Source organism: Pseudomonas sp. ADAK18, from assembly GCF_012935695.1.
GTDB lineage: Bacteria > Pseudomonadota > Gammaproteobacteria > Pseudomonadales > Pseudomonadaceae > Aquipseudomonas.
On sequence record NZ_CP052859.1, the window covers coordinates 3,907,503 to 3,926,385 of the forward strand.

The 18,883-nt window shown below is 59.8% G+C and carries 18 protein-coding genes; 8 read left to right on the forward strand and 10 right to left on the reverse strand.

Annotated elements, in window-relative coordinates:
• Positions 1 to 56 precede the first annotated feature (56 nt).
• Positions 57 to 518 carry a TlpA disulfide reductase family protein gene (locus HKK55_RS17560; RefSeq protein ID WP_155583180.1) on the reverse strand — a complete coding sequence of 154 codons (462 nt, stop codon included), beginning with the start codon at positions 516 to 518 and terminating at the stop codon, positions 57 to 59.
• A gap of 116 nt (positions 519 to 634) precedes the next feature.
• Between HKK55_RS17560 and arsC the strand changes: the two genes are divergently transcribed.
• From arsC to HKK55_RS17575, 3 genes are read left to right on the forward strand one after another with little or no spacing between them, the layout of a single operon-like run.
• Positions 635 to 988 carry an arsenate reductase (glutaredoxin) gene (gene arsC / locus HKK55_RS17565; protein ID WP_169355840.1) on the forward strand — a complete coding sequence of 118 codons (354 nt, stop codon included), beginning with the start codon at positions 635 to 637 and terminating at the stop codon, positions 986 to 988.
• Positions 985 to 1,599: an NAD(P)H:quinone oxidoreductase gene (wrbA, locus tag HKK55_RS17570; RefSeq protein ID WP_169355841.1), complete on the forward strand. Its 615-nt coding sequence runs from the start codon at positions 985 to 987 to the stop codon at positions 1,597 to 1,599. The genes arsC and wrbA overlap by 4 nt, the downstream gene beginning before the upstream one ends.
• Complete coding sequence (locus HKK55_RS17575; protein ID WP_169355842.1) at positions 1,583 to 2,002, forward strand: DUF2069 domain-containing protein; 420 nt, start codon at positions 1,583 to 1,585, stop codon at positions 2,000 to 2,002. Before wrbA ends, HKK55_RS17575 begins: the two co-directional genes overlap by 17 nt.
• Before the next feature lie 146 nt (positions 2,003 to 2,148).
• Here the strand turns inward: HKK55_RS17575 and HKK55_RS17580 are convergent, their stop codons facing one another.
• Entirely contained in the window at positions 2,149 to 2,820 is a 672-nt protein-coding gene (locus HKK55_RS17580) for a DNA-3-methyladenine glycosylase I (protein ID WP_169355843.1), read from the reverse strand.
• A gap of 67 nt (positions 2,821 to 2,887) precedes the next feature.
• On the reverse strand, positions 2,888 to 3,712 hold the full coding sequence (gene ttcA, locus HKK55_RS17585; protein WP_169355844.1) for a tRNA 2-thiocytidine(32) synthetase TtcA: 825 nt from the start codon (positions 3,710 to 3,712) through the stop codon (positions 2,888 to 2,890).
• A gap of 405 nt (positions 3,713 to 4,117) precedes the next feature.
• Here ttcA and HKK55_RS17590 point away from each other — a divergent pair, with 405 nt between their 5' ends.
• Both HKK55_RS17590 and HKK55_RS17595 read left to right on the forward strand, forming a co-directional pair.
• Positions 4,118 to 4,720, forward strand: coding sequence for a Yip1 family protein (locus HKK55_RS17590; protein WP_169355845.1), 603 nt, complete (start codon positions 4,118 to 4,120; stop codon positions 4,718 to 4,720).
• A gap of 129 nt (positions 4,721 to 4,849) precedes the next feature.
• Positions 4,850 to 5,344, forward strand: coding sequence for a SprT family zinc-dependent metalloprotease (locus tag HKK55_RS17595; RefSeq protein WP_155583185.1), 495 nt, complete (start codon positions 4,850 to 4,852; stop codon positions 5,342 to 5,344).
• A gap of 125 nt (positions 5,345 to 5,469) precedes the next feature.
• Here HKK55_RS17595 and HKK55_RS17600 read toward each other — a convergent pair whose 3' ends face one another.
• The gene (locus HKK55_RS17600; protein ID WP_169355846.1) at positions 5,470 to 6,651 is read right to left on the reverse strand and encodes a CaiB/BaiF CoA-transferase family protein; all 1,182 of its coding nucleotides are present in this window, start codon (positions 6,649 to 6,651) and stop codon (positions 5,470 to 5,472) included.
• Positions 6,652 to 6,790: 139 nt separating this feature from the next.
• A complete protein-coding gene (locus tag HKK55_RS17605) occupies positions 6,791 to 8,122 on the reverse strand; it encodes a dicarboxylate/amino acid:cation symporter (protein ID WP_169355847.1) in 1,332 nt (443 codons plus the stop codon).
• A gap of 331 nt (positions 8,123 to 8,453) precedes the next feature.
• Here HKK55_RS17605 and HKK55_RS17610 point away from each other — a divergent pair, with 331 nt between their 5' ends.
• Positions 8,454 to 9,452: an AraC family transcriptional regulator gene (locus tag HKK55_RS17610; RefSeq protein ID WP_169355848.1), complete on the forward strand. Its 999-nt coding sequence runs from the start codon at positions 8,454 to 8,456 to the stop codon at positions 9,450 to 9,452.
• A 113-nt stretch (positions 9,453 to 9,565) separates the two neighbouring features.
• On the opposite strand, the gene HKK55_RS17615 is transcribed toward HKK55_RS17610, so the two are convergent.
• From HKK55_RS17615 to HKK55_RS17625, 3 genes are read right to left on the reverse strand one after another with little or no spacing between them, the layout of a single operon-like run.
• The gene (locus tag HKK55_RS17615; protein ID WP_169355849.1) at positions 9,566 to 10,912 is read right to left on the reverse strand and encodes an ATP-binding protein; all 1,347 of its coding nucleotides are present in this window, start codon (positions 10,910 to 10,912) and stop codon (positions 9,566 to 9,568) included.
• Positions 10,909 to 11,586 (reverse strand): response regulator transcription factor, encoded by a 678-nt coding sequence (locus tag HKK55_RS17620; protein ID WP_169355850.1) that lies wholly within the window; start codon positions 11,584 to 11,586, stop codon positions 10,909 to 10,911. Before HKK55_RS17620 ends, HKK55_RS17615 begins: the two co-directional genes overlap by 4 nt.
• Positions 11,587 to 11,604: 18 nt before the next feature.
• The gene (locus tag HKK55_RS17625; protein ID WP_169355851.1) at positions 11,605 to 11,922 is read right to left on the reverse strand and encodes a hypothetical protein; all 318 of its coding nucleotides are present in this window, start codon (positions 11,920 to 11,922) and stop codon (positions 11,605 to 11,607) included.
• A gap of 180 nt (positions 11,923 to 12,102) precedes the next feature.
• On the opposite strand from HKK55_RS17625, the gene HKK55_RS17630 reads away from it, so the two are divergent.
• On the forward strand, positions 12,103 to 12,819 hold the full coding sequence (locus tag HKK55_RS17630; protein WP_169355852.1) for a 4'-phosphopantetheinyl transferase: 717 nt from the start codon (positions 12,103 to 12,105) through the stop codon (positions 12,817 to 12,819).
• A gap of 12 nt (positions 12,820 to 12,831) precedes the next feature.
• On the opposite strand, the gene HKK55_RS17635 is transcribed toward HKK55_RS17630, so the two are convergent.
• Positions 12,832 to 14,442 carry an ATP-binding protein gene (locus tag HKK55_RS17635; protein ID WP_169355853.1) on the reverse strand — a complete coding sequence of 537 codons (1,611 nt, stop codon included), beginning with the start codon at positions 14,440 to 14,442 and terminating at the stop codon, positions 12,832 to 12,834.
• Positions 14,439 to 15,164 carry a response regulator gene (locus HKK55_RS17640; RefSeq protein WP_169355854.1) on the reverse strand — a complete coding sequence of 242 codons (726 nt, stop codon included), beginning with the start codon at positions 15,162 to 15,164 and terminating at the stop codon, positions 14,439 to 14,441. The genes HKK55_RS17635 and HKK55_RS17640 overlap by 4 nt, the downstream gene beginning before the upstream one ends.
• An 818-nt stretch (positions 15,165 to 15,982) precedes the next feature.
• Here HKK55_RS17640 and HKK55_RS17645 point away from each other — a divergent pair.
• Positions 15,983 to 18,877, forward strand: a complete 2,895-nt coding sequence (locus HKK55_RS17645; RefSeq protein ID WP_169355855.1) for a ribonucleoside-diphosphate reductase subunit alpha — start codon at positions 15,983 to 15,985, stop codon at positions 18,875 to 18,877.
• Positions 18,878 to 18,883 lie beyond the last annotated feature (6 nt).

Consider the following 18,883-nt stretch of genomic DNA (forward strand, 5'->3'; position numbering starts at 1 on the left):
ACATGTGGGAGCGGCGGTGCGAGCAAGTCGAATCGTCGCACCGCCGCTCCCACACTTTAACCGCGCAACGCCTTGATCTTGGCCAACACCCCTTGCGCCGTCTGCTCACCCATCAACTGTTCACGCACCTTGCCCTTGTCATCGATGATGTAAGTCACCGGCAAGGCTTCGCTGCGGGGAATATCGAATATCCCGTCGGGGTTCTGCGCCAGCACGGTGAACTTGATGCCCAGTTTGTCACTGGCGCTCTTGAGCTCCTCGCCCTGCGCATTGTCGAAGTTGACGCCAAACACACCCACCGACTGGCCCTTGAGTTGCTCGGCCAACGCGTTGAGCTCGGGAATCTCGGTACGGCACGGGCCACACCATTCTGCCCAGTAATTGACCACCAGCCATTGCTTGTCCAGGCGTTCGGCAGCCACTTTCTGACCGTATTGGTCAACGCCATAGTCATTGCCGCAACCGCTGAGCAGTAGCGTCGTGGTGATAAACAATGCGCCTAACAGTCGCCTCGTCATGGGGTATTCCTTCAAGCAAAAATGAACATGAACTGCGGCCTATCGCCTCTCAAGGTTCAGGACTTCACGCAGCGCAGGTAGAATACCCGCCACCTTACGCAAGATGCGACCCGCACATGACCGATCTGACGCTTTATCACAACCCGCGCTGCTCGAAATCCCGCGGTGCGCTCCAACTGCTGGAAGCCCGTGGCCTGGCACCAACCGTGGTGCGCTATCTGGAAACCCCGCTCGACGCCGTACAATTACAGGCCTTGCTGGGCAAATTGCAGATCAGCGCCCGGCAACTGCTGCGCACCGGTGAAGACGAGTACAAAACCCTCAACCTGGCCGATGCCAGCCTGAGCGAAGCGCAACTGATCGCCGCCATCGCCGCTCATCCGAAACTGATGGAACGCCCGATCCTGGAAACCGCCGACAAGGCCGTGATTGGCCGCCCTCCGGAAAAAATCCTGGAGATTCTGCCGTGAGCGCGCCGTATGTGCTGGTGCTGTATTACAGCCGCAACGGCTCGGTCAGCGAAATGGCCCGGCAGATTGGCCGGGGCATCGAGCAAGCCGGTTTGGAAGCGCGACTGCGCACCGTGCCGGCGATCTCCACTGAATGCGAAGCGGTGGCGCCCAGCATTCCGGCCGAAGGCGCGCTGTACGCCAGCCTGGATGATCTGAAAAACTGCTCGGGCCTGGCCCTGGGCAGCCCGACCCGCTTTGGCAACATGGCAGCACCGCTGAAGTACTTTCTCGACGGCACCATCAACCTGTGGCTGACCGGTGCCCTCGTTGGCAAACCGGCCGGGGTCTTTACCTCTACCGCCAGCCTGCACGGCGGCCAGGAAACCACCTTGATGTCGATGCTGCTGCCGCTGCTGCACCACGGCATGCTAATCACAGGCCTGCCCTACAGCGAACAGGCACTGCTCGACACCCAGGGCGGCGGCACGCCTTATGGCGCCAGCCACCATGCCGGTGCCGATGGCAAACGGGCATTGGATCAACATGAAATCGCCCTGTGCCGTGCCCTTGGCCTGCGCCTGGCGAAAACAGCCATGAAACTGGAGAGCGGCCGTGGCCAAGAAGCCTAAAGTCCTGCCGCACCAGGCTTGGCTGGAGCCGCGGGTCAAGGTGGCGCGCATCCTGAGCTTGGTGAGTTTTCTCGGCTTGGTCGGCTTGCTGTGCGCCTACTACTTGGTGTTTGCCGACCTGCATGGCGCGCGACCTTGGGTGATCTTGCTGATCGAACTGGTGCCGCTGCTGTTGCTGGCGCCAGGCATGGTGATCGGCAGTGCCCGCGGGCATTCGTGGATGTGCTTTGTGGTGAACCTGTACTTCATCAAGGGCGCACTGGCGGCGTACGACCCAAACCGGCAGTGGTTTGGCGTACTGGAAATGCTGGCCAGTTTGGCAGTGTTCTGCACGGCGATGATTTATGTGCGTTGGCGGTTCCAGCTGGATCGGCGGTTGGCGGGGGAAGGTCAGATAGCCTGATAGGTAGCTATTGTGGCGAGCAGGCTTGCCCGCGTTGGGCTGCGAAGCAGCCCCAATAAAGCCGCCGCATTTCTTCAGGAGATACTAGGTCGCAGGTTTTAGGGCCGCTTCGCAGCCCTACGGGGGCAAGCCCCCTCGCCACAAGGTCAGTGATTAACGGTGTAGGCCAGCATCATCGACAACTGACACATCGGCCGCCCGCTCTCCGCGTGCCACTGGTTGAACGCGCCCTGCACCGTCGCCAGATCCCGCAAGCTGGTGGGCGCCTTGTCGACAATCTTCTGCGCATTCAGCGCCGCCACCACGTCATAGCTGGGGACGAAGGTGTCCTTGCCAACCATGCGCAAAAAGCGCGGCGCCGACAGCCCGCCCAACTGATGGCCGTGCTTGCTCAGGTATTTCCACAGGCCGACGATGTCGGTCACCGGCCAGTCCGCAATCAATGCGCCAAAGCTGCCTTTTTCCTTCTCGATATCCAGAATCATCTGCGCGTTGCGTGGCACGCTCTTGAGCTTGCCAAGGTGGCGAATGATCCGCATGTCCTGCATCAACCGCTCCAGGTGCTCGGCGCCCATCAACACGACTTTTTCCGGATCAAAGCCAAAGAATACCTGCTCGAACGCCGGCCACTTGGCGTCCACCACACTGTGCTTGAGCCCGGCGCGGAATACCCGCAGCGATAGGGTCGACAGGTAACGATCATCGCTGATCTTACGCAATTGCGCCGCCGTCTTGGGCACCGGCAGGTGGGCTTCCAGCTCGGCCGCCGAACCGAAACGGTTCAGACAATATTCGTGCAGCCACTTGTAATCGCGCATGCCCTCTCCTACGGATTGAAATGAAAACGGCGCCCAGGAGCGCCGTCTGTCAGAGCGATTGAAAGGCTCAGAGGTTCACTACGTTGACGAAACGTGAAGCTGCGGTTTCGTCGATACGCAGGCTGGTGAAGTCGAACAGGTTGCGGTCGGCCAACTGCGACGGGATCACGTTCTGCAAACTGCGGAAGATGCTTTCGGTACGGCCTGGGGTCTTGCGTTCCCATTCCAGCAACATCTCCTTGACCACCTGGCGTTGCAGGTTTTCCTGCGAGCCGCAGAGGTTGCAGGGAATGATCGGGAACTGCTTGAAGTCCGAGTACGCCTGGATGTCCTTTTCGTTGCAATACGCCAACGGGCGGATCACCACGTTGCGTCCGTCATCGGCCCGCAGTTTGGGCGGCATGGCCTTAAGGGAACCGTTGAAGAACATGTTGAGGAAGAAAGTTTCGACGATGTCATCGCGATGATGACCCAAAGCCATCTTGGTCGCACCAATCTCGTCGGCAAAGGTGTAGAGCGTGCCTCGGCGCAGGCGCGAGCACAGCGAGCAGGTGGTCTTGCCCTCCGGGATCAGCTCCTTGACCACCGAATAGGTGTCTTTTTCGACGATGTGGTACTCGACCCCCAGTTCCTTGAGGTACGCCGGCAACACATCCTCGGGAAACCCGGGCTGCTTCTGGTCCATGTTCACGGCGACGATGTCGAACTTGATGGGCGCGACCTTTTGCAGGTGCATCAGCACATCGAGCATCGTGTAGCTGTCTTTGCCGCCGGACAGGCAGACCATGACCTTGTCACCTTCCTCGATCATGTTGAAATCGGCGACCGCTTCACCGGCCAGGCGGCGCAGGCGTTTTTGCAGTTTGTTCTGGTTGACCGTAAGAGTGCCCATGGCGCTTGGATCCGCGAAAGGTGTGTGACGAAAAGCCGGGTATTTTACGCAAAAAAATCGGGATGAGCGACGCAGATCCTGTGTGGGAGTGGGCTTGTGTGGGAGCGGGCTTGCTCGCGAATACGCTGGGTCAGTTAATACATGTGCTGACTGATACACCGCCTTCGCGAGCAAGCCCGCTCCCACACAAGCCCGCTCGCACACTTGATTGCGCTACTCCTGACAGACCCCGCCGCGATTAAGCCCAGTGTTTACAGCGCGATTTGCTCTAAAGCCCTACAGTTTTTCCGGTCATCAGTTCCTATACTGCGACATAAGGTCGCACATATATCCAGACCTTTCAGGCCAATTGGCCCGTGGGCGCTCCACTGGGGGGCGATGGTAATAACGACAGGAGTGACTGGCATGATCCATCACGTTGTGGGGCTTTTCACCCACCCCGATCAGGAATGGCGGCAGATTCGTGGCGACAAGGAAGAAAGCATCAGCCACATGTACCTCACCCACACGCTGATTCTCGCGGCGATCCCCGCCGTATCAGCCTTTATCGGTACCACCCAGGTCGGCTGGGTCATCGGCAGTCGCGCACCGGTCATGCTGACTGTGGAAAGCGCCTTGTGGATGACCGTCATGTCGTACCTGGCAATGCTCGGCGGCGTGGCGGTCATGGGCGCCTTCGTTCACTGGATGGCCCGCACCTACGATGCCAACCCAAGCATGGCACGCTGCGTAGCCTTTGCCACCTACACCGCGACACCGCTGTTTCTCGGCGGGTTGGCGGCGCTGTACCCGCATATGTGGCTGGGCATGGTCGTCGGCACCGCTGCCATCTGTTACACGGTGTACCTGCTGTACGTGGGGCTGCCGACCTTCATGAACGTCAACCCGGACGAAGGCTTCCTGTTTTCCAGCTCGGTATTGGCCGTGGGCCTGGTGGTGCTGGTGGCGATCATGGCGTTTACCGTGATCGTCTGGGGCTTGGGCGTGGGGCCGATCTACACCAACTAGGCGACTTCACCTCGTAGGAAAAGCCACCGCAAGGTGGCTTTGTGCGTTATGCATGACCATTCGGCGCCTGACAGATTCGGATACACCCTTGTTTGCGGCATACTGGACATCTCTGGAGATATGTACAGCATGCCCGAGCAACTCAATACCCGCGTCGAAGATTGTTTCCAACAAGCCGAATCCTTTTTCAAACGAAGTTTCAAACGCCCTCAGGTCAGCCTCAAGCTAAGAGGCCAGAAGGCCGGTGTCGCACACCTGCACGAAAACCTGCTGCGCTTCAATCCGCAGCTGTACCGCGAAAACAGCCAACACTTCCTTAAACAGACGGTGGCCCACGAAGTGGCGCACCTGATTGCCCACCAATTGTTCGGCGAGCGCATCCAGCCCCATGGCGAGGAATGGCAACTGATCATGCGTGGGGTGTACGAACTGCCGCCCGACCGCTGCCATACCTATGAAATCCAGCGGCGGCGGATGACCCGTTACATCTACCGTTGCCCGTGCGCCGACAGCGATTTCCCGTTTTCGGCCCAACGCCATGGATTGGTGAGCCAGGGGCGGCGGTATTTGTGCAGACGGTGCCGGGAGACACTGGTGTTTACCGGGGAAACCCGGGTCGAATAAGGCCTTGCAGCGTTTTTAAGGGCCTCATCGCGGGCAAGCCCGGCTCCCACATTTGATCGGTGTTCGTCCAGACAACTCAGTCAAATGTGGGAGCTGGCTTGCCTGCGATGGCGTCGACCCTAGCGCTACTTAATCACCTTGGCACGCCGCAGATCATCTATCTGCTGAGCACTGAACCCCAACTCCACCAATACCTCATCACTGTGAGCCCCGAGTACCACGCCAATATGCCTGGGCGCCGGCAAGCCTTCCGAGAACTTCAACGGGCACGCCATTTGCGCCTGGCTCGAACCATCGCCCCGAGGCACCTGGCTGACCAGTTCCCGGGCTTTCAACTGGGGATGTTCAAGGGCTTCGCTCAGGCTCAGCACCGGTTCGACACAGGCATCCGTCGCGGCGAACAACGCGCACAACTCAGCAAAGCTGCGCTTCTCGAACTCGATCTGCAGCGCCTGCTTGAGGGCTTTCTGCTGCTCTGGCTTGGGCGACAACCCCTGGGCTGCCAGTTCCGGGCGCCCCAGGGCTGCGCACAACTGCTGCATGAAGGCCGGTTCCAGGCTGCCCACCGACAGCCAACGGCCATCCCGCGAGCGGTAGTAGTCATAGAAGCTACCGCCATTGAGCACCTGGTTTTCCCAGTCCGGCTCTACGCCACAGGCCAGGTAACCCGCACCGGCCATGGCGTTAAAACTGAAGGCGCAGTCGGTCATGCTTACGTCCAGATACTGGCCGACGCCACTCTGTTGCCGAGCGATTACGGCCGCCAACAGGCCGATCACCGCATGCAGCGAGCCACCGCCGACGTCTGCCAACTGCACGCCCAAGGGTAACGGCCCACTGTCCCGGCGCCCGGTGTAGCTGGCCACACCGGCCAGGGCCAAGTAGTTGATGTCATGGCCGGCGCGGTCCTTGTAGGGGCCGGTCTGGCCGTAGCCGGTGATCGACACGTAGATCAGCTTCGGATTGATCGCCTTCAAGGCCTCGTACCCCAAGCCCAACCGCTCCATGACGCCGGGGCGAAACTGCTCAAGGACGATGTCGTGATCTTTCACCAGTTGCCGGACGATCTCCACAGCTTCGGCCTGCTTGAGGTCCAGCGCCAGGCTGCGCTTGTTGCGATTCAGGTAAGCGTGGCTGGCCGAGACGCTATGGTCATGGGGCGGTAACACCCGCAGCAGATCCATGCGGGTGGGCGATTCAATGCGCAATACCTCGGCGCCCATGTCCGCCAACAACAACGAGGCGAACGGGCCCGGGAGCAAGGTGGAGAAATCCAGCACTTTGAGGGACGCCAAGGGGCCTGACATGGGAGCTCCGATTCCGATTCGATTGGACACAGAGTAGGCAGTGTTGGCGTTGAGCAGCAATTACATAAACTTTCAATCGAATTGACTGAGGTATAAAAAAACCCATCCGAAGATGGGTTCTTTCAACCGCTATGCAGCCTTACTTGAGGGTTGGAGCCGGGCCTTCAGCTACGCCCAGGTCATCTTCTTCACGGGTGTCGGAGATACCACGACCACCGGAAGCCAGCTCGACTTGCAGCTTGTCTTCGTCCAGTTCCTTGACCCACTTGGCCACCACCAGGGTTGCCACAGCGTTGCCCACCAGGTTGGTCAGGGCACGGGCTTCGGACATGAAGCGGTCGATACCCAGGATCAGCGCCAGACCGGCAACCGGCAGGTGGCCCACGGCCGACAGGGTAGCAGCCAGTACGATGAAACCACTACCGGTCACGCCAGCAGCGCCCTTGGAGGACAGCAGCAGCACCAGCAACAGGGTGATCTGGTGGGTGATGTCCATGTGGGTGTCAGTCGCCTGGGCGATGAACACGGCAGCCATGGTCAGGTAGATCGAAGTACCGTCGAGGTTGAAGGAGTAGCCAGTCGGAATCACCAGGCCTACTACCGACTTCTTCGCGCCCAGGCGTTCCATCTTGATCAGCATGCGTGGCAGTGCGGACTCGGAGGAGGAAGTACCCAGTACGATCAGCAGCTCTTCACGGATGTAGCGGATCAGTTTCAGCACGCTGAAGCCGTGAGCGCGGCAGATGGCGCCCAGCACCACCACCACGAACAGGATGCAGGTGATGTAGAAGCAGATCATCAGTTGGCCCAGTTGCACCAGCGAACCCACACCGTAGGCACCGATGGTGAACGCCATGGCGCCCAGGGCGCCGAGTGGCGCGAGCTTCATGATCATGTTGATGATGTTGAACATCACGTGCGCGAAACGATCGATGAAGTCCAGCACTGGCTTGCCGTAGGCACCCAGGCGATGCAGGGCGAAACCGAAGATCACCGAGAACATCAGCACTTGCAGGATGTCGCCGTTGGCGAATGCACCGACGATGGTGTTAGGAATGACGTTGAGCAGGAAACCAACGATGCTCTGGTCGGCACCGGCAGTCACATAGGCCGCGACTTTCGAAGCATCCAGGGTAGCCACGTCGATGTGCATGCCGGCGCCCGGTTGCACAACGTTAACCACGACCAGACCGATCAACAGGGCGATGGTAGAGACGATTTCGAAGTACAGCAGCGCGTAGCCACCGGTTTTGCCAACCGACTTCATGCTCTGCATGCCAGCGATACCGCTGACTACGGTGCAGAAGATGATGGGGGCGATGACCATTTTGATCAGTTTGATGAACCCGTCACCCAGAGGCTTGAGGGCCACGCCGGTCTGCGGGTAGAAATGACCGAGCAAAATACCGATAACGATGGCAACGATCACCTGAAAATACAGGGATTTGTACAGTGGCTGACGAGTCGTCATTGCAAAGTTCCTCAAACGTCCCGTGTGGCAAATATCCGCCATTGCCCACGACACTTGAATTGCGAACCCTCCTGCACTGGAGGGATTTGTTGTGCGAGCTGCGCAGGGCAGTTCTCCCACTTGTATCGCAAACGCCGTGCCACTTTGCTGAAAAACCCTGAAGGCCTTTAGACATCAGGGATTGTGATTGCCTGGGCACCGTCATAAGGCTGGATCCGGTGGCGGATTTCCGCCCACCCAGCCAATCTCGTCCTACAATTTGGCGGATATCCGCCTTGTGGTACCCAAGGGTGATGGCTAACATCCGCCACTCAATGGACGAGGCCCCTTCATGCGTGAACGTACCATCGCCAGTCATTACGCCCGGGCTGCCCTCGGTGGTGCACGTCGGGCCGGCTACGATTACTCGGGTGTGCTGCAACAGGTAGGCATCACGCCCGAGTTACTCAGCGAACCTCGTGCCCGCATCGCGCCCGAGCAGTTCACCCGATTGCTGCAAATGCTCTGGCTGGAGCTGGATGACGAGTACCTGGGGTTTGCCGAAGGTCCGAGCAAGCGCGGCACCTTCGCCATGATGTGCCACGCACTGATCCACTGCCGCACCCTGGAGAAAGCGCTGGAGCGCGGCTTATTATTTTATAGCCTATTCCCGCAAGGTCCGCGCTGGCACCTGACGCGTGAAGGAGATATGGCCCACCTTAGCCTGGACGATTCCCAGTTGTGGGACCCGGATCACTTCTTGAGTGAATGCCTGCTGGTGATCTGGCATCGCCTCGGCAGTTGGCTGATCGGCCAGCGCATTCGCCTGGAACAGGCGACGTTCAGCTACCCGATGCCAACCCACAGTGGCGAGTACGATTTGCTGTTCCCCTGCCCCCAGGTGTTCGGCGCCCCCACCAGCAGCCTGGTGTTTCATTGCCGTTACTTGAGCCTGCCGCTGTTGCAGGACGAACGCACCCTCAAGCTTTTCCTTGAGCGCTCCCCCGCCGACCTGCTGTCGCGTCCCGATGAGGGTGATAGCTTGAGCAGCCAGTTGCGGCGGTTACTGAGTCGCGACCGTACACCTTGGCCGGATCTGGAAGCCGTCGCTCAACACCTGCATATCAGCCCACAAACCTTACGCAGGCATTTACGGGAGGAAGGCACCAGCTTTCAGGCGCTCAAGGATGAGTTGCGTCGGGATATTGCGATTTACCACCTGGGGCGGGCGGATTTGTCGCTGCAGGAAATCGCCGAGCAACTGGGGTTTTCCGAGCCGTCGGCGTTTCATCGGGCGTTCAAGAAATGGACCGGGCTGACGCCGGGGGCGTATCGGGCGCAGGAAAGCTAGAGATATGTTGCCTGGACGGGCCCCATCGCGGGCAAGCCCGGCTCCCACATTGGAATGCGACTAAATGTGGGAGCCGGGCTTGCCCGCGATGAGGCCAGTGAGTCCAGCGGAAATCAAACAGCCGGAAAATGAATCTTGAACGCCGCGCCACCCAACGGCGAATCCCCAAGGGTCAGCCGTGCACCATAGCTTTCAATGATGTCTTTGACCACCGCCAAACCAATCCCCTGCCCCGGATGCTGGCGATCCAGCCGTTCACCCCTTTCCAGGATCCGCGCACGCTGATCTGGTGGCACACCGGGGCCGTCATCTTCGATGCACAACTCGATGCCTTCCAGGCTTTCTTGCAGGGTGATGCGTACTTCGCTGAGGCACAGGCGATAGGCATTTTCCAGTAGGTTGCCGAGCAACTCCAGCAACGCACCCTTCTCGATGGGCACATCACACTCGTCCGGCAGCACAAAGGCCACGTGAACGGCCTTGTCGCGGTAGACCTTGTCCAGCGTGTCGCACAGGCTTTGCAACACCGGCCGCAAGCGCACCTGGTGGCGCACCAGGCCGCTTTTGCGCAGGCTGGCGCGTTGCAGTTGATAGCTGATCTGTTGGCTCATACGCTCGATCTGCGACTGCAGGACCCAGGCCTGGTCGCGATCTTCGGGGCGCTGGGCCATGTCTTCGCTCACGCCCTGCAAGACCGCCAGCGGGGTTTTCAGGCTGTGGGCCAGGTCATCCAGGGAGTCGCGGTAGCGAGTGCGCTGCTCACGTTCGCTATGGAGCAGACGGTTGAGGGAACCGGTCAGGCGCAACAGCTCTCGCGGGTGTTCTTCACTGAGGCTTTCGCGGGTGCCGCCTTCGATCTGGTCCAACTCCTGGCTTAGCCGCCGCAACGCTTGCAAGCCCCAGGTCAAGCCGATCCAGAGTAACGTCAGCAACACCAGCAACGCCGCGCCAAAGCCCAGATAGAGGTTCTCCCGCAGGCCTTCGAGGGTCAGTTGGTATTCACGCACCGGTTGCAGGGCGACGATGCTGAAGGCTGCGCTTTTGCCCCCCAGCAGCTTGACCTCGACGTCATAGACGAAGAACTCCTGGCCGTTGGTCTCGCGAATCCGCGCAAACTCATTACCGCGCCCGTCATAGCGCGGTTTGTAGTTGATGTTTTCTTCCTGGGTCGCCCGCGAGCGCCAGACCAGATGGCCCTCGCGGTCATAGATGTAGCCCAGCAGACGGCTGTCGGTGAGGTTGAAGCGTTCATCCGGCAATTGCGCTGGCATCAACAGGCGATTGTTTTCAACACGTGCCGCGGAAATCAGGGTTGTTACGTCCGACGCCAAACGCTGCTCGATGGAATCCTGCAAGGCCAGGCTGAAGGCGCCTTGCATGGCCGGCAACAACGCCAGCATAAACAACACGGCCAGGGTGGTGGCCGCCAGCATCAGGCGCACACGTAACGAGCGAATCAACGGCAGCGCTCGTTAAACAGGTAACCCAAGCCACGCACGGTGTCGATCGGCTTGAAACCCGACGGTCCTTCCAGCTTGCGGCGCAGACGACCGACCAGCACTTCGATCACATTCGGATCACGCTCGTCATCATCAGGGTAGAGCTGTTCCATCAGGCGATCCTTGGCCACCACCTGTTGATGGTGGCGCATCAAATATTCAAGGATCCGGTATTCGTAGGCGGTCAGCGCCAGTGGCTGCTCTTCGAGGGACGCCTGCTTGCGATTGAGGTCCAGCAGCAAGGGGCCGGCAACGATGGTCGACTGGGTGAAACCACTGGAGCGACGCAGCAACGCGTTCATCCGCGCTTCCAGCTCTTCAAACTGGAACGGCTTGACCACGTAGTCGTCGGCACCCGCCGCCAGGCCTTCGACCTTATCCTGCCAGTTGCCGCGAGCCGTCAGGATCAGAATCGGGAACGTCTTGGCCTGGGCCCGCAACTGGCGGATCAGGTCGAGCCCACTCATGCCCGGCAGGCCCAGGTCGATGACTGCCAGGTCATGGTTGAATTGCCCGGTCTGGTACAACGCCTCCTCGGCATTGGCCACGGCTTCCACCACGTGACCGCTGTCGGTGAGTCGGGTCAGCAAGTGATGACGCAGCAGCGCCTCATCTTCCACAACCAGCAATTTCATAAAGCTCTCCAAGGCAAATCAACTTTCCGGCAGGGGTACATCATAGCGGCCCTGCAGGTCTTGCTGGCGTAGTTTAGTGCCGTTAAAACGGCCGGATAGGTTCTCGTATCCTGCGTAATAGGGCGACGATGGGGTAGCCCGGCCCAGCGGCTGGCCCCAGGTAGAACCCTGTCCGCCGGCATCATTGAAGCTGACGTGATCAAGACCTGCACTCACACTGCTCGATTTCTTGACCCTGTTACTGTCCTGGATCACCAGGCTACCGTCAGAGGCTTGGATTGCGGCGCTGGCACTGAGCATGGTAACCGCCAACATCAGCTTCTTGAACGTCGTCATAGTGCTACCTCGTACGCTTTGGGCTTTGGGTACGGGCCCAGACTACGCAGGCGCCCCTGAACTCCCCCTGAACACTCTCTGAACCTGGGCTGAACCGAACGGGCTACTTCGTAACAAGTTATTTAAGCTACGAACGCCCCAGGCTATCCAGTTGCCCTTCAACTCGGCAAAATACCCGGCATGAATCCCCTACCCGCCTGCTGCTCTCCACTCGATGCCCATTGGCCGCTGCCCGATCCTTTGCCAGGCACGGTGCTCCTGAGCACCCGCTTTGATCCGAACTTGCTGGTTGCCAGCGACTTCCAGCGCAGCGCTGTGCCGCCGCCCGCCAGTATCCAGCGCTCGGTGGCCAAACGTCAGGCCGAGTTCCTGGCCGGACGGCTCTGTGCCCGGGCGGCACTGCAACAGCTTGAAGGGTTGGACTGCGTCCCGGCCATTGGCGAGGACCGTGCGCCTGTGTGGCCTGGGCATATCAGTGGCTCGATCACCCACAGCACCGGGCACGCGGCGGCCATCGTTGCTCATAAGGCGCAGTGGCGTGGACTGGGGATGGATCTGGAAAATGTACTGACGCTTGATCGGGCCCAGCGGCTTGCCGCAGAGATCCTGACGCCGGATGAGTTGCAGCGCATGGCAAGTGGCCCGCGAGAGCAGATTGCGCAGCTGGTGACCTTGACCTTTTCGGCCAAGGAAAGCCTGTTCAAGGCGCTCTACCCCATCGTGCAGAAGCGCTTCTACTTTGAACATGCCGAGGTCGTGGAGTGGTCCGAGACAGGGCATGCGCGATTGCGGCTGCTGACGGATCTGTCGGATGAGTGGTGCCATGGCACGGAACTGAAGGCGCAGTTTTCAGTGCATGAGGGGCAGTTGCTGAGCCTGGTGGCTATCAGCGCCTGATCAATTGCCATCTCAAGTTTTCTCCTGATCCCTCGGCCAACTCAAACTGAAACACGCGCCACCCAGGTTGTTGCTCTTGCTGATCAACGCCCGCCCGCCATGCCAATAGATGATTCGCCGCACAATCGACAACCCCAGCCCATGCCCGCCCGAAGCGCGGGTGCGGCTGTCGTCCAGGCGCAGGAAGGGGGTGAAGATGCGTTCCCAGGCATTTTCCGGCACACCGGGGCCGTCGTCCTCCACATCGATCCGGCAACGCACCTGCCCTACCTGATAGCTGACCAACACGTGTCCTTTTGCATGGCGCATCGCATTGCTCACCAGATTTTGCAGCGCTCGGTGCAAGTAGCGCGGTTCAGCGTCGACCCAAGCGCCGTCCCAATGGGCCGATGACAGGCAAATCCCCCGCGCTACGTTGATTTCCGGGCGCAGTGGCGCCAGCTCGTCAATCACCTGATCGAGTAAGGCACTGAGGTCAATCCGCTGGTAATTCAGCGCCGGCGAACCTTGCTCCAGGCGCGCATATGTCAGCATCTCGTCCACCAGGCCGTCGAGGTCCTGGATATCGCTGTCCATACCTTCCATATACTTGCGCCGGGCTTCAGGGGTGGCGGCATCACCGATCATCTCCAGGCCAAAGCGCAGCCGCGCCACCGGGGTACGCAGTTCGTGGGACACCGCCCGCACCAGTTCACGTTGGATCGCCAGCAAACGCTGCAGGTGTTCAGCCATGCCATTGAAGGCCGCCGCCAGACGGCCCACCGAATCGGCACCGCGTGTGGGCACCCGGGCTTCCAGATTGCCTTTGGCGATGCGCGTAGCGGCCGATTCCAACCCGCTCAAGCGCCGCTCCAATTGCCGCACCAACAGGTAGACGATCAAGCCGATCAAGGACAGGCCAATCAGGGCGATCAGGATCAGCCATTGCACCGGATAAGGATTCATCTGGTACAACGGGCCGATTTCCAGGACCCACGGTGTGCCGACCATGCCGGCAAACACCCGGATCGAATCACCACCTTTGCCCAAGGCCATCACGGTGTCGCCCTCCGCCACACGGCGGCGCTGATCGTCGTCCATGTCGGCCTGGTCGAGGTTCACCAGATGCATTTCGAAGCCAAAACCCTTGGCCGCTTTCAGGTCTGCCAGCCGTTGCGGCTGCTCGGCGACCGGAAAGCGCACCAGTTCATCGGCGAGCAGGTAAATAGTCGCCCGAGCCAATTGCTCACTGATCTGCTGCACTTCCCCCGTGAGCAATAACTGCTCGGTGTCACTGACCAGCCGCAACACCTTGGCGGCATGGGGACCGGTTTGCTCCACTAGGACCTGACCACGTTGCAGGCGATTGCGCTGGGTGAGGTCGAGATGCGCATCGGCCACGGCCTGCAACTCCAGGGGAATGCCCAGCAAGCGCTCCCACACCGCCAAAGCGCGGCGCCGTTCGATGGCACTCATGGATTGCAGATTGTCGCCCATCAGCGCGAAGGTGCCATGGGCCAAGCGTTCGCGGTATTGGCCGCCGCGCACTTCGTTGAGCAAGTGCAGGGCCAGCACGCCGAGCAGGGCAACCAGGATCAGCGCCGCGCACATGCCGCCATAAATGCGCAGGAAGATCGAGTTCACTGCGGCATATCGGCGGCGGCTTCGGGGACGAACAGGTAGCCTTTGCTGCGGATGGTCTTGATCAGGCGCGGGTGGATCGGGTCATCGCCGATTTTCGGACGGATCCGCGAAATGCGCACGTCGATAGAGCGGTCCTGGCCGTCATAGCCGATCCCGCGCAGAGCGGTAAATATTTCTTCCCTCGACAGGATTCGCCCGGCATTGGCCACCAACAGCCACAACAGATCGAACTCGGCGCTGGTCAGTTCGATGCCGCCGTCGTGCAACCAGGCTTCGCGCAAGGCGTTGTCCACCACCAGAGGGCCGAATTGCAGGCGCCGCTGTTTCTCGGGGGCCACGGGCTCAACACTTTCGCTGCGCCGCAACAGGGCCTGGATCCGGGCCAGCAGCAGGCGCGGGCGCACCGGTTTACAGACGTAGTCGTCAGCGCCCATGTCCAGGCCCAGCACTTGGTCCATATCATCGGTGCGCGCGGTCAACATCAGGATCACCCCGTCGTAGCGCTCGCGCACTTTGCGGCAGATGCTCAGGCCGTCTTCCCCCGGCAACATCAGGTCGAGAATCACCAGGTCCGGTTGTTCGGCGATGATCCGCGCCGCCGCCAGGGCGCCGTTGCCTTCTACCGAAACCCGCAGACCGTTACCCTCCAGGTAATCACGGGTCAACTCAGCCAGACGCTGATCATCCTCGACAATCAATACCTGCCAGGCTTCATGCTCCATGCGCTACCTCTTTTTATAATATGTAGGAGCGAGCTTGCTCGCGAAGGACGTCAACGATAACGCTGGCATCCCGATTCAACGCGGCGCCCTCACGTTTTTCGCGAGCAGGCTCGCTCCTACATTTGTCATGTGAAGCGTGCATAAACGCAGCGTGTATCGAACCCGATTGTAGCAACGGGCCAACCCTCAAACACAAGCCGGGAAATGCATTCGGTAATCGTGTTTTTTTGTGGTAGGGTTCGCGCCCGCAAAAATCCACCCAGGAGTTTTCAGCCTGGAATATTCGGTGACAAACGGCACAGTCCAGCAGTACTGCGGCCTACACGCCTGTTCCACGTTTCATACACATTTTACCCACAGCGTTATCCACAGGTAGTCCGTTGCTAAGCCCCCCAAAACGCATTATCTTGTACCTTGTCGCCAAAAAAACCCTACATGTAGGGTTTTGAGCGAAAAAACCAAACACACATCAGCCAAGAAACTCAAGCGCTTTCTTGCTCCTGTTTGGTGGAACTAAAGGCTTTTTCAGTAGACCAAACCGCGCACGCGGATGGCAGCCGTTTTCCAGCCCACAACGGGGAAAACGGTACGGGTGTTGCAGAGCCGTAATAGAAAGAGGCCTGTCACCCCATCAGGAATACGGCGTTGAAGCCCTGGCTTCAATGCTTTGACTTCGGCATGGAAGCGGCGCGATCAGCTGCCTTCCTACTGTCCCGAAGTGGTTATGCCCGGTTTCACCGGTTGTAGTGCTTCAGGACGGAACGGTGGGCACCGTGATGGTGCCCAAATAAATACAGAGAATGTGGAGACAACCCCCCATGCAAACCGACACAACTCGCGAGAACCCGCAAGGCTCCGTGCCGCAGGGCGCTGATTCGAATATGGATCTGTCCGCTACCGCGCCCGGCCAATTGCGTGTGATCAAGCGTAACGGCACTGTCGTTCCTTATACCGATGACAAAATCACCGTCGCCATCACCAAAGCGTTTCTTGCAGTTGAAGGCGGCACCGCAGCTGCTTCGTCGCGCATCCACGACACCGTTGCTCGCCTGACCGAACAAGTCACCGCGACCTTCAAACGTCGCATGCCATCGGGCGGCACCATCCACATCGAAGAAATCCAGGACCAGGTCGAACTGGCCCTGATGCGTGCCGGCGAGCAGAAAGTAGCGCGCGACTACGTGATCTACCGTGACGCCCGTTCCAAGGAACGTGCCGTACGCGCCCCGTCCGAAGAAACCGTGCAGGCTCACCCGTCGATCCGCATCACCCTCGCCGATGGTTCTTTCGCGCCGCTGGACATGGGCCGCCTGAACACCATCGTTACCGAAGCCTGCGAAGGCCTGGAAGAAGTCGACGGCGACCTGATCCAGCGCGAAACCCTGAAGAACCTGTACGACGGCGTGGCCCTGACCGACGTCAACACCGCCCTGGTGATGACCGCCCGTACCCTGGTTGAGCGTGAGCCGAACTACTCGTTCGTCACCGCCCGCCTGCTGATGGACACCCTGCGTGCCGAAGGCCTGGGCTTCCTGAAAGTCGCCGAGAGCGCTACTCACCACGAGATGGTCGACCTGTACGCCAAGGCCCTGCCTGCCTACATCGCCAAGGGTATCGAATTCGAATTGCTGAACCCGATCCTGGCCACCTTCGACTTGGAAAAACTCGGCAAGGCGATCAACCACGAGCGTGATCAGCAGTTCACTTACCTGGGCCTGCAGACTCTGTACGACCGTTACTTCATCCACAAGGACGGTATCCGCTTCGAACTGCCGCAGATCTTCTTCATGCGCGTGGCCATGGGCCTGGCGATCGAAGAGAAGCACAAAGAAGACCGTGCCATTGAGTTCTACAACTTGTTGTCGTCCTTCGACTACATGTCGTCGACCCCAACCCTGTTCAACGCCGGCACCCTGCGTCCACAGCTGTCGAGCTGCTACCTGACCACCGTGCCGGATGACCTGTCGGGCATCTACCACGCGATCCACGACAACGCCATGTTGTCCAAATTCGCTGGCGGCCTGGGCAACGACTGGACCCCAGTGCGTGCCTTGGGTTCGTACATCAAGGGCACCAATGGCAAGTCCCAGGGCGTGGTTCCGTTCCTGAAAGTGGTGAACGACACCGCCGTAGCGGTCAACCAGGGCGGCAAGCGCAAAGGCGCTGTGTGTGCCTACCTGGAAACCTGGCACATGGACATTGAAGAGTTCATCGAGCTGCGCAAGAACACTGGTGATGACCGTCGTCGTACCCACGACATGAACACCGCCAACTGGATCCCTGACCTGTTCATGAAGCGCGTCTTCGATGACGGCCCATGGACCCTGTTCTCGCCATCGGAAGTGCCAGACCTGCACGACCTGACCGGCAAGGCCTTCGAAGAGCGTTACGAGTACTACGAAGCCCTGTCCCAGTACCCAGGCAAGATCAAGCTGTTCAAGACCATCCAGGCCAAAGACCTGTGGCGCAAGATGCTGTCCATGCTGTTCGAAACCGGCCACCCTTGGCTGACCTTCAAGGACCCGTGCAACCTGCGCAGCCCGCAGCAGCACGTGGGCGTGGTCCACAGCTCGAACCTGTGCACCGAGATCACCTTGAACACCAACAAGGACGAGATCGCCGTTTGCAACCTGGGCTCGATCAACCTGCCGAACCACATCGTGGATGGCAAGCTGGATACCGCCAAGCTGGAACGCACCGTCAACACCGCAGTACGCATGCTCGATAACGTGATCGACATCAACTACTACTCGGTGCCACAGGCGCAGAACTCCAACTTCAAGCACCGTCCGGTCGGCCTGGGCATCATGGGCTTCCAGGACGCGCTGTACCTGCAGCACATTCCTTACGGTTCGGACGCTGCGGTCGAGTTCGCCGACAAGTCCATGGAAGCGGTCAGCTACTACGCGATCCAGGCTTCCTGTGACCTGGCCGACGAGCGCGGCGCCTACGAGACGTTCCAGGGCTCGCTGTGGTCCAAAGGCATCCTGCCGCTGGATTCGCAACAGATCCTGATCGAGCAACGTGGCCAGAAGTACATCGACGTTGACCTGAACGAATCCCTGGACTGGGCGCCGGTACGTGCCCGTGTGCAGAAAGGCATTCGTAACTCCAACATCATGGCCATCGCGCCGACCGCCACCATCGCCAACATCACTGGCGTGTCGCAGTCGATCGAACCGACCTACCAGAACCTGTATGTGAAATCGAACCTGTCGGGCGAATTCACCGTGATCAACCCGTACCTGGTTCGCGACCTGAAAGCCCGCGGCCTGTGGGACTCGGTCATGATCAACGACCTGAAGTACTACGACGGTTCGGTGCAGCAGATCGAGCGCATCCCGCAAGAACTCAAAGAACTCTACGCGACGGCTTTCGAAGTGGACACCAAGTGGATCGTTGACGCCGCCAGCCGTCGTCAGAAGTGGATCGACCAGGCTCAGTCGCTGAACCTGTACATCGCCGGCGCTTCGGGCAAGAAGCTGGACGTGACCTACCGCATGGCTTGGTACCGTGGCCTGAAAACCACTTACTACCTCCGTGCCCTGGCTGCGACCAGCACCGAGAAGTCAACCATCAACACCGGTAAGCTGAACGCGGTTTCCAGCGGCGGCAACCATGGTGATGATTCGGTCCTGGCTGCTCCTGCCGGCCCGGCGCCAGTGCCAAAGGCCTGCGCGATCGACGAGCCGGATTGCGAAGCTTGCCAATAAGCTGAG

Bases quoted from the DNA above. Each gene is read 5' to 3' on its own strand.
- HKK55_RS17560 (WP_155583180.1), bottom strand. From the start codon at position 518: ATGACGAGGCGACTGTTAGGCGCATTGTTTATCACCACGACGCTACTG.
- arsC (WP_169355840.1), top strand. From the start codon at position 635: ATGACCGATCTGACGCTTTATCACAACCCGCGCTGCTCGAAATCCCGC.
- HKK55_RS17580 (WP_169355843.1), bottom strand. From the start codon at position 2,820: ATGCGCGATTACAAGTGGCTGCACGAATATTGTCTGAACCGTTTCGGT.
- ttcA (WP_169355844.1), bottom strand. From the start codon at position 3,712: ATGGGCACTCTTACGGTCAACCAGAACAAACTGCAAAAACGCCTGCGC.
- HKK55_RS17590 (WP_169355845.1), top strand. From the start codon at position 4,118: ATGATCCATCACGTTGTGGGGCTTTTCACCCACCCCGATCAGGAATGG.
- HKK55_RS17595 (WP_155583185.1), top strand. From the start codon at position 4,850: ATGCCCGAGCAACTCAATACCCGCGTCGAAGATTGTTTCCAACAAGCC.
- HKK55_RS17600 (WP_169355846.1), bottom strand. From the start codon at position 6,651: ATGTCAGGCCCCTTGGCGTCCCTCAAAGTGCTGGATTTCTCCACCTTG.
- HKK55_RS17605 (WP_169355847.1), bottom strand. From the start codon at position 8,122: ATGACGACTCGTCAGCCACTGTACAAATCCCTGTATTTTCAGGTGATC.
- HKK55_RS17610 (WP_169355848.1), top strand. From the start codon at position 8,454: ATGCGTGAACGTACCATCGCCAGTCATTACGCCCGGGCTGCCCTCGGT.
- HKK55_RS17620 (WP_169355850.1), bottom strand. From the start codon at position 11,586: ATGAAATTGCTGGTTGTGGAAGATGAGGCGCTGCTGCGTCATCACTTG.
- HKK55_RS17625 (WP_169355851.1), bottom strand. From the start codon at position 11,922: ATGACGACGTTCAAGAAGCTGATGTTGGCGGTTACCATGCTCAGTGCC.
- HKK55_RS17630 (WP_169355852.1), top strand. From the start codon at position 12,103: ATGAATCCCCTACCCGCCTGCTGCTCTCCACTCGATGCCCATTGGCCG.
- HKK55_RS17640 (WP_169355854.1), bottom strand. From the start codon at position 15,164: ATGGAGCATGAAGCCTGGCAGGTATTGATTGTCGAGGATGATCAGCGT.
- HKK55_RS17645 (WP_169355855.1), top strand. From the start codon at position 15,983: ATGCAAACCGACACAACTCGCGAGAACCCGCAAGGCTCCGTGCCGCAG.